This window comes from Pseudomonas sp. TE3895 (genome assembly GCF_056278855.1).
The window spans coordinates 1,647,074-1,660,537 of the sequence record NZ_JBWBQE010000001.1; the positions used below are offsets into that span (position 1 = coordinate 1,647,074).

General features: G+C 62.6%; 9 protein-coding genes. 3 read left to right on the forward strand and 6 right to left on the reverse strand.

What is annotated here, in order from left to right; translation table 11 throughout:
- Window positions 1-216: 216 nt before the first annotated feature.
- The gene (gene glyA, locus ACZ889_RS07440; RefSeq protein WP_003247505.1) at window positions 217-1,470 is read right to left on the reverse strand and encodes a serine hydroxymethyltransferase; all 1,254 of its coding nucleotides are present in this window, start codon (window positions 1,468-1,470) and stop codon (window positions 217-219) included.
- 305 nt (window positions 1,471-1,775) lie between these two features.
- Entirely contained in the window at window positions 1,776-5,606 is a 3,831-nt protein-coding gene (locus ACZ889_RS07445; protein WP_476257279.1) for a sensor domain-containing protein, read from the reverse strand.
- Between the two features lie 248 nt (window positions 5,607-5,854).
- Here ACZ889_RS07445 and ACZ889_RS07450 point away from each other — a divergent pair, with 248 nt between their 5' ends.
- From ACZ889_RS07450 to gdhA, 3 genes are all read left to right on the forward strand, one after another.
- Entirely contained in the window at window positions 5,855-6,259 is a 405-nt protein-coding gene (locus ACZ889_RS07450; protein ID WP_180688869.1) for a hypothetical protein, read from the forward strand.
- A 304-nt stretch (window positions 6,260-6,563) separates the two neighbouring features.
- A complete protein-coding gene (gene ettA, locus ACZ889_RS07455; RefSeq protein ID WP_003247499.1) occupies window positions 6,564-8,231 on the forward strand; it encodes an energy-dependent translational throttle protein EttA in 1,668 nt (555 codons plus the stop codon).
- A gap of 222 nt (window positions 8,232-8,453) precedes the next feature.
- The gene (gene gdhA / locus ACZ889_RS07460; protein ID WP_003247498.1) at window positions 8,454-9,794 is read left to right on the forward strand and encodes an NADP-specific glutamate dehydrogenase; all 1,341 of its coding nucleotides are present in this window, start codon (window positions 8,454-8,456) and stop codon (window positions 9,792-9,794) included.
- A gap of 166 nt (window positions 9,795-9,960) precedes the next feature.
- Here the strand turns inward: gdhA and ACZ889_RS07465 are convergent, their stop codons facing one another.
- From ACZ889_RS07465 to ACZ889_RS07480, 4 genes are all read right to left on the reverse strand, one after another.
- Window positions 9,961-10,458 (reverse strand): GreA/GreB family elongation factor, encoded by a 498-nt coding sequence (locus ACZ889_RS07465; protein WP_143999542.1) that lies wholly within the window; start codon window positions 10,456-10,458, stop codon window positions 9,961-9,963.
- Between the two features lie 67 nt (window positions 10,459-10,525).
- Complete coding sequence (locus ACZ889_RS07470) at window positions 10,526-10,882, reverse strand: hypothetical protein (RefSeq protein WP_004575712.1); 357 nt, start codon at window positions 10,880-10,882, stop codon at window positions 10,526-10,528.
- A 101-nt stretch (window positions 10,883-10,983) separates the two neighbouring features.
- Window positions 10,984-12,837 (reverse strand): Lnb N-terminal periplasmic domain-containing protein, encoded by a 1,854-nt coding sequence (locus ACZ889_RS07475; protein WP_180688868.1) that lies wholly within the window; start codon window positions 12,835-12,837, stop codon window positions 10,984-10,986.
- Between the two features lie 71 nt (window positions 12,838-12,908).
- Window positions 12,909-13,397: a DUF3015 domain-containing protein gene (locus ACZ889_RS07480; protein WP_003247492.1), complete on the reverse strand. Its 489-nt coding sequence runs from the start codon at window positions 13,395-13,397 to the stop codon at window positions 12,909-12,911.
- Window positions 13,398-13,464 lie beyond the last annotated feature (67 nt).

Genomic DNA, 13,464 nt, shown 5'->3' on the forward strand with positions numbered 1-13,464 from the left:
AAAGCGGCCCCTGCAATCTATGCATGATGCCGCGATCCTGGGGCCGCTGCGCGGCCCTATCGCGACGCAAGGCCGCTCCCACAGGGATCGCGCCAGCTTTTACAAATTGAGCAAGACAGTTGCTCCTCCAAAGAGCAGCAGTGCGTGTGAAACAAACGAAATCAAACGAAAAAGCCCGGCACTGGGCCGGGCTTTTTCACTTCAGGCAAGCGCCAATCAGTTGCCGTAAACCGGCAGCTTCTTGCAGATGGCCTTGACCTTCTCACGGACGGCGTCGATCACCGCTTCGTTGTTCAGGTCGGCCAGGATGTCGCAGATCCAGCCGGCCAGTTCCTTGCACTCGGCTTCCTTGAAACCACGGGTGGTAACGGCTGGGGTGCCGAAACGCAGGCCCGAAGTGACGAACGGCGAACGCGGGTCGTTCGGTACCGAGTTCTTGTTGACGGTGATGAAGGCTTTGCCCAGTGCGGCGTCAGCGTCCTTACCGGAGATTTCCTGCTTGATCAGCGACAGCAGGAATAGGTGGTTCTGGGTGCCACCGGAAACCACGTCGAAACCGCGCTCGATGAACACGCTGGCCATGGCCTGGGCGTTCTTCACGACCTGCTGCTGGTAAGCCTTGAACTCTGGCTGCAGGGCTTCCTTGAAGCAGATGGCCTTGGCCGCGATGACGTGCTCCAGCGGGCCGCCCTGGGCGCCCGGGAAGACGGCGGAGTTCAGCTTCTTCTCGATGTCGGCGTTGGCACGGGCCAGGATCAGGCCGCCGCGCGGGCCGCGCAGGGTCTTGTGGGTGGTGGTGGTGACCACGTCGGCGAACGGAACAGGGTTCGGGTACACACCAGCGGCAACCAGGCCGGCAACGTGGGCCATGTCGACGAACAGGTAGGCACCGACCTTGTCGGCGATGGCGCGGAAGCGGGCGAAGTCCAGAACCTGCGAGTAGGCCGAGAAGCCGGCAACGATCATCTTGGGCTTGTGCTCGACAGCCAGGCGCTCGACTTCGTCGTAGTCGATCAGGCCATTGCCGTCGATGCCGTACTGGATGGCGTTGTACAGCTTGCCCGAGGAGCTTACCGAAGCACCGTGGGTCAGGTGGCCACCGTGGGCCAGGCTCATGCCCAGGATGGTGTCACCGGCCGACAGCAGGGCCAGGTAGACGGCAGCGTTGGCCTGGGAGCCAGCGTGCGGCTGTACGTTGGCGTAGTCGGCGCCGAACAGCTCCTTGGCACGGTCGATGGCCAGTTGCTCGACGACGTCGACGTACTCGCAACCGCCGTAGTAGCGCTTGCCTGGGTAGCCTTCGGCGTACTTGTTGGTCAGGACCGAGCCCTGGGCTTCCATGACTGCCGGGCTGGTGTAGTTTTCCGAAGCGATCAGCTCGATATGCTCTTCCTGGCGCAGAGCTTCTTGCTGCATGGCTTCGAAGAGCTCGGCGTCGTACTTGGCAATGGTCAAATCACGGCTGAACATGGCGGTCCTCAAGGATCGGGGTAATTTGGGTGTGCATTCTAACCGATTGATTCGCGGCTGGCATATGAAGTGGCGTCAAGTCGCAGACCAATGGGCTTCATCTTGCATCCCGCGCCGTTTCTGGGCTGGGCGGGGGCAGGAGTTGACCTGGAAGTCCGCTTTTTATGCAGGATTGTGTCGCGACACCGTACGTGTAGGAGCGGGTTTACCCGCGAAGAAGCCGGCGCGGTACATGGCAGCGGCTTCGCCGGTGTTCGCGGGTAAACCCGGTCCTACCGGGACCTTGTGAACAGGCAGCGTGCGGGTCAATGGAACATGAACAAGGTCTCGTTGGAGAATTGCGCCTCGAACTGATGCGCCGGCATCGGTCGCCCGAACAGATAGCCCTGCACCTCGTCGCAACCATGCTCGCGCAGGAACTCCAGCTGTTCGTGGGTTTCCACGCCCTCGGCGATGACTGCCAGGTTGAGGCTGTGGGCCATGGCGATGATCGCCCGGGCAATCTGGGCGTCCTGCTCGCCTTCGGGCAGGCCGTCGACGAAGGTCCGGTCGATCTTCAGGACGTCGATAGGGAACTGCTTGAGGTAGTTGAGCGACGAGTAGCCGGTGCCGAAGTCGTCTACCGCAATGCTCAGGCCGAGGTTCTTCAGGCCGGCAAGAATCTGCAGCGCCTCGTTCACCTCACGCATCAGGATACTTTCGGTCAACTCCAGTTCCAGGCACGCCGGCGGCAGGCCGCTTTCTTCCAGGATGTTGGCAATCCGCGTGCCCAGTTGGCCGTCGGAGAACTGCCGCGCCGAAATATTCACCGACACTTTCGGCACCCGCACCTTGGCCTTGTGCCAGGCCTTGAGCTGGCGGCTGGCCTCGCGCAGCACCCAGTCGCCCACGTCAACCACCAGGCCCAGTTCTTCGATCACCGGGATGAAGTCACCCGGCGGCACCAGGCCACGGGTCGGGTGACGCCAGCGCAGCAGCGCTTCGGCGCCCGTCAGGCGCTTGCCGTCGCCGCTGAACTGCGGCTGGTAGTAGAGGATGAACTCGTTCTGCTCCATGGCATGGCGCAGGTCGCTTTCCAGCTCCAGGCGCTCCAGGGCGCTGGCGTTCATTTCGGCCTGGTAGAACTGGAAGTTGTTCTTGCCGCGCTCCTTGGCGTGGTACATGGCGGTGTCGGCGTTCTTCATCAACTGGCTCAGCTCACTGCCATCCTGCGGGCTGAGGGCGATGCCGATGCTGGCGGTGACGAAGAACTCGCGGTTTTCCAGCACGAACGGCCGCACCAGGCTGCCGAGGATGTTCTCGGCCACGTGGATGGCGCGGTTCAGGGCCATTTCGCGGGTGGGGCGCGGTTGCAGCAGCAGGGTGAACTCGTCGCCGCCCATGCGTGCCACCGTGTCGTCGTCATCCACGCAGGCCAGCAGGCGCAGGGCCATGTCCTTGAGCATGCGGTCGCCGGCCGCATGGCCGAGGGAGTCGTTGATCGGTTTGAAGCGGTCGAGGTCGAGGAACATCAGCACCACCCAGGCCTTCTGCCGCTCGGCCTGCTGCAGGGCGTTGTACAAACGGTCCTGGAACAGTGTGCGGTTGGGCAGGTGGGTAAGGGCGTCGTAGTAGGCCAGGCGGTGGATGCGCTGTTCGCTGGCCTTGCGTTCGCTGATGTCGGTGAAGAAGCACACGTAGCTGGCCAGGTCGCCTTCGTCGTCCAGTACCGCGGTGATGCCGACCCAGGCCGGGTAGTGGTCGCCGTCACGGCGCTTGAGCCACACCTCACCTTCCCAGCTGCCGCGCTGGTGCAGTTGCTTGACCACATAGCGCAGGTGGCCTTCCTGCTGTTCGTCGACAGTGAGCATGCCCGGCAATTGGTCGAGCACTTCACTGACGGCGTAACCGCTGACGCGGCTGAACGCCTCGTTGGCCTGAACGATATAGCCGGCCGGGTCGGTGATGAGGATCGCCGACGTGGAATGTTCGAATACGGTCGCGGCCATGCGCAGGTCTTTTTCGGCACGACGTTGCTGGCTGATGTCGCGGCCCACCCCGAGTACGCCTTCGAAGCGCTGGTCATCGTCCCACACCAGCACCAGGCGCAGCTCGATCGGGATCTTGCGGCCATCGGCACGCAGGCAGTCGAACAGGAACAGCTGGGTGGGTAACTGGCTGCACAGTTGCGCCATCTGCGCCGGATCGCCCATGGCCTTGCTGACACGCTCCATCAGGCTGTAGATGCCAGTGAGCTGGGCCGGGTTGGCGACGATCGACTGCCAGCCGTTGGCGAAGATCCAGTCGGCCTGGTAGCCCAGCACGCTCTGTACCGAGGGGCTGACATAGTTGAGCTTGAGCTGGTTGTCGGTGGAAAAGATCACGTCGCTGATGCTTTCGGCGAGCATGCGGTAGCGTTGCTCGCTGTCACGTAGCGACTGGCTGGCCTCGATCTGAACGGTCACATCCTTGCCCACACCGATGATGCGCGTCACCAGGCCTTCGGCGTTGCGGGTCAGCACCTGCTCGCGGATGTCGTAGCAGCGCCAGCTTCCGTCGCGGTGGCGGAAGCGCAGCTGGCAGTGCAGCGGTTGGTCATGACCGCTGTCGCGCTGTTGCTGGCGCAGTGCCTGGTAGTGTGCGGCGTCCTCGGGGTGCAGCAGCAGCTCCCAGAAGCGGTCGCCCATCTGTGCCAGCTCGGTGCGGTCGTAGCCCAGGGTCTGGCCGAGGTGGCGGTTGCTGAAGATCATCCGCTGGCTCGGCACATCCTGCACATACAACTGGTCGGGTACGGTGCGTACCACGTCCGACCAGAAGCTTTCGCGTTCCAGTAGCGACAGCTCCACCTGTTTGCGGCTGGTGATATCGCTGATGCTGAGGATCACCGCCTGGTGATCACGACGCTGCAGCGGCAGGCGGGCCATCAGCCAAAGGTGCAGCTCGTCGCCCTGCGGTGTCGGCAAGCGCACTTCCAGCTCCAGCAGCGGGCGTTGTTCGATCAGTGCGTCGATCAGTTGCATGCCGACGCTGTCTCGGCTGTCGCCAGTGCCATTGATCAGCCGCTGCCAGGCACCTTCGTGGCAGTCGATGTTCAGCAGCTGGCGCGCCACTTGGTTGACCTCGGTGATCTTCAGCTCCAGCAGCAGCGAGCGGCGCAGGTTCGGGTCCAGCGCCAGGCTGTGCTTGAGTGCGGCCCGGTTACGCAGGTGGTAGCGATCGAGCTGGCCAGGCAGGCTGGACAGGTCGAGCACGCACAGGGCAACGCCGGTGCCTTCAAAAATTTCCTGATAACGCCGACGGTCTTCCTGCAGCGCCCGCTGGCGGCGACGCATGTTGATCAGCGCCAGCACCGGCAGCAGGGCGCAGAACAGCACCAGCAGGCACTTGCCTAACAGCGCCGGCAATAATTTTTGCTGGGCCAGTTTGGCGTCGAACAGACCGCGTAGCTGCCAGGTGCTGTTTTCGATAAAGGCCAGCATCACGCTTTGCAGCGGCTCGTCGCTGGTGTCGGTTGCGGTATGGCGCTGCAGCACCTCGCCGCTGCGGCTGTTTTCCAGCAGCCACTGCGGGTGGCCACTGCCCTCGAGGTGGAGGGTAAGCTCGCGGTAATAGTCCGGTGACAGGCGCAGTAGCCAGTAGCCGCTACCCTGTGAGGCATCCTGGCGCAGCAACAGGTACAGGATGTGGTTGTCGGCCGAATTGGTGAAGAAGTACGGGCGTCCCTGGCTCAGCACGAGCAACTCGTCAAGCGACTGGCGGTCGGGGCTGCCGGCCAGGCTGTCGGCGCGTAGCTGCCCTGTGTTGTTCAGCCAGGCCATGCTCTGCAGGGCGGGGAGGCGCTCGCGCAGGGTACCGAGCAGGCTGGGCAGGGCGGCAGGTGTTGGTGCATCAAGGTAGGGTTGCACCACGTTCACGGCCTGTTGCGCCTTGAGCGCCATGTTCAGGCTCAGGTGGTCGGCCAGTTCCGCGGAGGCGTCCAGGCTCTGTTTGCGCAATTCGGCCTGGGTATGATTGAACTGGGCGAACAGCTGCCACAGCAGCAGGCCCAGCAGGATCAGGGCCAGCAGCGCCAGCGCACCCTTGATCGACCCGCGCAGGATAGTTGCGGGTGCTTGTGGGGCGGAACGCAATGACGACGGATGAGTAAGGTTGGTCAAGCGTTGATCCTGCGATTGGGCTGGCGATGGCAGGGAATGATCGTGCACGGAGCGTGCCGGCGCCGGGCTTGCGCACCGCGGTGGCGCACTATAAGGCCGGACACCCGAAACCGGCTAGCATGCCTCGGATTATGGCGAAGTGCCAGCCATGTTGACCGGTGGTGGCTGCCCGGTGGTTCGGCAAGCCCCTGTAACCTGTGCGAGAATAGCGCCCGCTATACATGACAACGCATCGGAGATGTTCGGTTTTGGTTACTCACTTTTCCTCCAATGGCCTCGATTCCGCCTGCGGGCGCAGCAGTCAGACCCTTGTCAGCACTGCCGTGACCGAGGACGTATCCTGCAAGTCTTGCCAGCGTTCGCTGGGCAAACCCGAGGCGGCCGCTGCCGCCAAAAGCAAGGCCCCATCGCTGGCTGAACTGCGCAAGACCGCCAAGGTGGCAGCAGAGCCGGCTGTTGCAGTGGCGGCGGCCAAGCCGGCAGTCAAGGTGGTCAGTACTGCGCCTGCACCGGCCAAACCGGCCAAGGCGGCCGAGCCGCAACCTGCCCGCAGCGGCGGCTTCAGCGTGAAGTCCGCCTGGGCCGCGCGCCTGGCCGAGCAGGGCGACCGTTGCCGCCTGCCGCGGGGCAAGGCCAAACAGCGTCACGTCTGAGCCTCTTCGGCTGCTGTGCTGGCCCTTTCGCGGCTAAAGCCGCTCCTACAGGTACTGCATTGCCCTTGAAGGCAGTCAGATCCCTGTAGGAGCGGCTTTAGCCGCGAAGAGGCCGGTACAGGCAATAGATTCCCCCCAGGGATCACCCCGATCACACCCCACTATCGGCCCCTCCTATGCAACGCCGCGCGTTGGCGTAGAATGGTCGACTTTGTTCAATGACACCCCGTAAACACATCCCACTGGCCACCGCGTGCCGGGGCGATCGGCGATGTCTTTACCTATCTGATTAGAGGGCTTGGTTTTGGCTCAATACGTCTACACCATGCATCGGCTGAGCAAGGTCGTGCCGCCGAAGCGGGAAATTCTCAAGAACATTTCCCTGTCGTTCTTCCCAGGCGCCAAGATTGGCGTACTTGGCCTGAACGGCGCCGGTAAATCGACCCTGCTGCGGATCATGGCGGGCGTCGACAAGGAATTCGACGGCGAAGCCCGTCCGATGCCCGACATCAACGTGGGTTACCTGCCACAGGAACCGCAACTGGACCCAACCAAGACCGTGCGTGAAGTGGTCGAGGAAGCGGTCAGCGTAATCAAGGACGCCCAGGCCCGCCTGGACGAGGTCTACGCGGCCTACGCCGAGCCGGATGCCGACTTCGACAAGCTGGCCGCCGAGCAGGCCAAGCTGGAAGCCATCCTGCAGGCCGCCGATGGCCACAACCTGGAGCGCCAGCTGGACGTCGCTGCCGACGCCCTGCGCCTGCCGGCCTGGGATGCGCGCATCGAACACCTGTCCGGTGGTGAGAAACGCCGTGTGGCCCTGTGCCGCCTGCTGCTGTCGGCCCCCGACATGCTGCTGCTCGACGAACCCACCAACCACCTGGACGCCGACTCGGTGGCCTGGCTGGAGCGCTTCCTGCACGACTTCCCGGGTACCGTGGTAGCCATTACCCACGACCGTTACTTCCTCGACAACGTCGCCGGCTGGATCCTGGAGTTGGACCGCGGCGCCGGCATCCCGTACGAAGGCAACTACTCGGGCTGGCTGGAAGCCAAGTCGGAGCGTCTGGCGCAGGAATCCAAGCAGCAGAGCGCCCACGAGAAGGCCATGAAAGAGGAACTGGAGTGGGTGCGCAAAGGCGCCAAAGCGCGCCAGTCCAAATCCAAGGCCCGTCTGCAGCGCTTTGAAGAAATGCAGTCGCAGGAATTCCAGAAGCGCAGCGAAACCAACGAAATCTACATCCCGGCCGGCCCGCGCCTGGGTGACAAGGTTATCGAGTTCAAGAACGTCACCAAGGGCTACGGTGACCGTGTGCTGATCGACAACCTGTCGTTCGCCATGCCCAAAGGTGCCATCGTGGGCGTTATCGGTGGTAACGGTGCCGGTAAGTCGACCCTGTTCCGCATGTTGATGGGCAAGGAGCAGCCGGACTCGGGCAGCATCGAGATCGGTGAAACCGTGCAGTTGGCCTGTGTGGACCAGAGCCGCGAGGACCTGGACGGCGCCAAGACCGTGTTCCAGCAGATCTCCGACGGTTCCGACCAGATCCGCATCGGCAACTACGAGATCCCTTCGCGTACCTACGTTGGCCGCTTCAACTTCAAAGGTGGCGATCAGCAGAAGTTCGTCAAGGACCTGTCCGGTGGTGAGCGTGGCCGCCTGCACCTGGCCCTGACCCTGAAGGAAGGCGGTAACGTTCTGCTGCTCGACGAACCGTCCAACGACCTCGACGTCGAAACCTTGCGTTCGCTGGAAGAAGCCCTGCTGGACTTCCCGGGCGCCGCGATCGTGATTTCCCACGACCGTTGGTTCCTGGACCGTGTGGCTACTCACATCCTGGCGTACGAAGACGACTCGAATGTGGTGTTCTTCGAAGGTAACTACACCGAGTACGAAGCCGACCGCAAGAAGCGTCTGGGTGATGCTGCAGCCCAGCCGCACCGTGTACGGCACAAGAAACTGGCCCAGTAAGCCGGTTTTCTGATGCACAAGAATGGGGCCCCAAGTGGCCCCATTTTTGTGCCTGGCGGACCGCTATAAAGGGCGAGGCGAAGGTGTATTTTGTATACACTTACATAAAACGCACCAAATAATTTCAAAAAAACGACATTTCGCCCTATTCCGGTGCGATTGCTTCTTGGTACATTTCTGAAAAAAACCAATAAGTCCAATCCTCTTGGTGAGATGTCTACCATGATCGAATCTGTCGACAATTTCCTTGCACGCCTAAAGCAGCGTGACCCAGGCCAGCCGGAATTCCACCAGGCGGTGGAAGAGGTGCTGCGCACCCTGTGGCCATTCCTTGAAGCCAACCCCCACTACCTGCAGTCCGGCATCCTCGAGCGCATGGTCGAGCCCGAGCGCGCCGTACTGTTCCGCGTCTCCTGGGTCGACGACCAGGGCAAGGTGCAGGTCAACCGCGGTTACCGCATTCAGATGAGCAGTGCCATTGGCCCGTACAAGGGCGGGCTGCGCTTCCACCCGTCGGTGAACCTCAGCGTGCTGAAGTTCCTGGCGTTCGAACAGGTGTTCAAGAACTCGCTGACCTCGCTGCCCATGGGTGGCGGCAAGGGCGGCTCGGACTTTGACCCGAAAGGCAAGAGCGACGCCGAAGTGATGCGCTTCTGCCAGGCGTTCATGAGCGAGCTGTATCGACACATTGGCGCTGACTGCGACGTACCGGCCGGTGACATCGGCGTGGGTGCCCGCGAAATCGGCTTCATGTTCGGCCAGTACAAGCGCCTGGCCAACCAGTTCACCTCGGTGTTGACCGGCAAGGGCATGACCTATGGCGGCAGCCTGATCCGCCCGGAAGCCACCGGCTATGGCTGCGTTTACTTCGCCGAAGAAATGCTCAAGCGTCAGGACAAGCGTATCGACGGCCGCCGCGTGGCGGTGTCTGGTTCGGGCAACGTCGCCCAGTATGCTGCGCGTAAGGTCATGGACCTGGGCGGCAAGGTGATCTCGCTGTCTGACTCTGAAGGTACCTTGTATGCAGAAGCCGGGCTGACCGACGCCCAGTGGGACGCCTTGATGGAGCTGAAAAACGTCAAGCGTGGACGTATCAGCGAGCTGGCCGGGCAATTCGGCCTGGAGTTCCGCAAGGGCCAGACCCCGTGGAGCCTGCCGTGCGACATCGCCCTGCCATGCGCCACGCAGAACGAGCTGGGCGCCGAAGATGCCCGCACCTTGCTGCGTAACGGCTGTATCTGTGTGGCCGAAGGCGCCAACATGCCGACTACCCTCGAGGCTGTGGATATCTTCCTGGACGCCGGCATTCTGTACGCCCCGGGCAAGGCCTCCAATGCGGGCGGCGTAGCCGTGTCGGGCCTGGAAATGTCGCAGAACGCCATGCGCCTGCTGTGGACGGCCGGTGAAGTGGACAGCAAGCTGCACAACATCATGCAGTCGATTCACCATGCATGCGTGCACTACGGTGAAGAGGCTGATGGCCGTATCAACTACGTCAAGGGGGCGAACATCGCGGGCTTCGTGAAAGTGGCCGATGCGATGCTGGCTCAGGGCGTGGTCTGATCTGAGACCGTAGGGGGCCGCTTTGCGGCCCATCGCGACGCAAGGCCGCTCCCACAGGCTGGGCTGCCCCCCAAGAAGTTGGAAACCAATCCACCCCTTGGGGGCAGTCAAGGCCCTGTGGGAGCGGCCTTGCGTCGCGATGGGCTGCAAAGCAGCCCCAGGTTCCTCAACCCTCACCCAGAATCTCAACCACCTCTATCACCTGTTCCCCCACCGGCCGCCGCCAGACCACCTCATCCCCCGGCCCAGCCCCGAGCAAAGCCCGCCCCAATGGCGAACCCCAGTTGATCAAGCCACGCCCGGCATCCGCCTCATCCTCGCCCACCAGCTGCACCACCTGCTCCTGGTCCTGCGCGTCGACAAATCGCACCCGGCTACCAATCTGTACCTTGCTATGCGAAGTCGCCGCGGGTACCACCTGGGCGCTTTGCACCCGCGCGCTGAAGTAGCGCAGATCCCGCTCGGTATCGGCCAGCCGTTGCTTGTCACCCCGTTCGCCCTGCGTCTGCAGTTCGCTGCGCAAGGCATTCAGCTCGGCCACCCGCGTCTGCAGCTGGCGCAGGCCGCTGGCCGTCACATAGTTGGGCTGTTCGCTGATGCGCCGCTCGACCGGCTGGTCGGCCTGGTCGGCGGCTTGGTCTTCGTTGACGAATGCTCGGCTCATGTAGGGCCTCCTTGTGCATGAGACCATCATGGCAGGCCGCCGGTTTAAAGGAATGTCCGTTTGCGACTCAATTGTGGCGATAGGCCTTGGCAGCGCCGCGGTCCTTTTCCTGCTCCCACTCGCGGTCGCGCTGGTCCCAGAAGCGCTCGTGGTATTGGCGCTGTTCTTCGCTGTTCTGCATGGCGTGACACTGGCGGAAGCCATCGTCCCAGCCGGTTTCGTACTGACGCTCGTGCAGGTAGCGCGGTACGTTTTTGCGAAAGTTGCCCACCATCAGCCCGGCCGCCTGGCGGCCACTGCTGCAGCCGTCCTGGAAGCCATCCGCATAGGCGGGCGGGTAACCGTGGTTGACCATCTGCTCGTGGGTGGTTTCGCAACCTGACAGCAACACCGCAATGCACACGCCGAACCAGTACCGCGACATAGCCACAAAGCCCTCCAGTTGATGATGGGAAGTCTAGGTGGCGGTTTGTCGGGTAGGTGTCAAAACAGTGTCAAAGAGTCGGATGGCTCCCACAATTCACGTCAGTAGTGATACCACTTCAGCTCGAGCATCACCTCGTTCTGTGCCGTGGCCAGGTGGCTGAACTCACGCGAGGCGCTCAACCGAAGACCAAGGTTCTGGCTGATTTCCCACTGCTGGTTCAGGCTTACACTGCGCCGCACTTCGCCGTTGGTGAAGTAATCGCCCTTGGCCTCCAGCGTCATGTTGCCCAGCCCGTTGCGCCACAGCAGCCCGCCATTGAAGCCAGCTGCCGGGGCAATGAACTGAGCGAAGTCGTTGTGATGCTCGACCCGCACCGTGCCCAAGGCAAACCCCAGCAAACCGTCGGCCAGCTGCCAGGTGCCGCCAGCGCCGCCATTCACATGGCTCACCAGCACTTCGTCATCATGCTTGCCCGGCACCCGCTCCAGCCCGCCAGCCACTTGCCATGACCAAGGCTTGAGCAGCTCGTTACGGGGTGTCAATGAACGGATGGTGGCCAGGTCCAGGCGCTGCACCTGCCAATCGTTGCCTTCGTACTGGCGCAGCTTCAATTGCAGGATTTCGATCTGTGCACCCAGCGGGAAGCCATAGGCGTTGTCATTCAGGTCGTGGTAGGCCATGCGCAAGCCATATTCGGCGTAGGCGCGGTCTTCACGGGTGCCCACGCCCAGTTGCCAGGTGCGCGAGTCATGGCCATCTTCGGGCAGGCCGGGGCGCTCGATCTGCAGGGGCGGCGGCGGGTTGCTGTTGATCGCGCGCAGCAACTCGAAGCTGCGTTTGGCCTGCCCTGGGTCGCGTTCCTGGCCGTTGGCCCGATACCGCTCAAGGCGATACGCGGCATCTTGCACCAACGCTTGGCGTTCGCGAGGCAGGGCCTGGAATTCTGGGCTTTGCAATTGCGCAGTGTCGGCGCTTACAGCCAGCACCTGGCGCTTTTCGTTGTGGTCGAGTGGCTCTGCCCTGGCCAGCAATTCACGTTCGCGAGAGGGGCGGTAGGTTTCGCTGGCGACCAGGCCGGACTGCTTCACGGCTTTCACCGTGTCGGTGGGAATGGCGGTCAGCGGGAACTGAGACGTCAGGTCCAGGCTCGGCCGGGCCACTTGCAGCAGCTCCAGCAGGCGATACGAGCAGTTTTCGTCGAAGAAGAAGTAGTCGAACTGGATCTGCTTCAGCTCCCACACATGCTCGACCATACGTCCGGTTTCTTCGGGGGTCAGGTCCAGCTGGTATTCCCACAGGTCGCGGTTTTCCAGGCTGCGGTATTCGGACAGTTTTTCCTGGTAGGGCATCAGCGCGAACAGCCCCGGGTAGCCACCCATCAGGCCTTTCCAGGCGTACAGGATGCTGTTGTCGCTGCCTTCGATATAGGCACCGAAGTTGATGGCGTAGCTCAGCAGCGTGGTGTCGTCGCTGCGGGTGTTGGACTGGTCGATGCGCAGCAGGGTGTGCCCGAACATCGACGACGGGCTGTTCAGATAGGCTGCCGGGAAGATCAACGCGGCGCTGTGCGGGTCGATCGACTGGTACCAGGTCTTGAATTCCTGGCAGTCCGGTTGTGGCAAGTCTTGCAGGTCGAGCTGTTCGCGCAGCCAGCGGGTGCGCGCGGGGAATACGCACTGGGCGTGCTTGTCACCGAGGCTGGCCGGGGCATACAGCGCAGCGACCGTAGCCTTGAGTTCCTGGTCCGGATGGTGCGCGCCATCTTCGGCGAGGAAGAACGCATCATCGTCCACATAGCTGCGCCAGCCGCCGAGCTTGGCGGTTTCGTAATGTCCAATGGCGAGCCAGTAAGGGGTATTGGCCAATTGCTGGAGACGGCCTGGATCCAGCAGGGGGGCGGCATGAACAGGGGCGCAGGCACACAGCGCCAGGGCAGCGAGGCGTTTGAGCATATCGGGCAACTACTTCTTGACGATGCCGAAAAAGGCGAAACCCGCCCCGGGTGGGGCGGGAGCAGCTGTGCTTAGGCCTCGGTAGCGTATTTGGCCAGGCGGGGGTCGCTCTTCAGAACGGCCAGGGTGTTGCTGTGGACAGTTTCGGCAGTGACGTCGGCGCTGCTGAAGATCTGGTTGAAGTGCTGGTGGGTGACCGAGTTGAAGTAGCTGCGGTCCTCCGGTGCTACGCCGAGAACGACGGCATAGGTGGTCAGTGCTTCGCCCTGGCCCATGGCCATGTCTTCGGAAAGCTCGTTCATCATGCCGTTCATGGCGAACCAGGACTTGCCGCCGTAGGTCAGCGAAGCCTTGGTCGAGCAGCCGTTGGTGCCGGAGGTCATGCCGAAGGTGGCGTTACCGGAGGTGCCGTTGGTGGTAGAAGCCAGGAAGTGTGCCGGCGTGCCGCGCTGGCCTTCGAACAGCATGTTGCCCCAGCCGCAGTTCGGGCCGCCAGGCGCTTCGGCCATGGCGTTCAGCGAGACCACGGTGAACAGAGTACCCAGAAGAATCCGTTTCATAGCATTTGTTCTCTTTGTCTTAACCAAGGGTCAGGGTTTCTGGCAACTCGGTTGCCAGGTCGGGAAA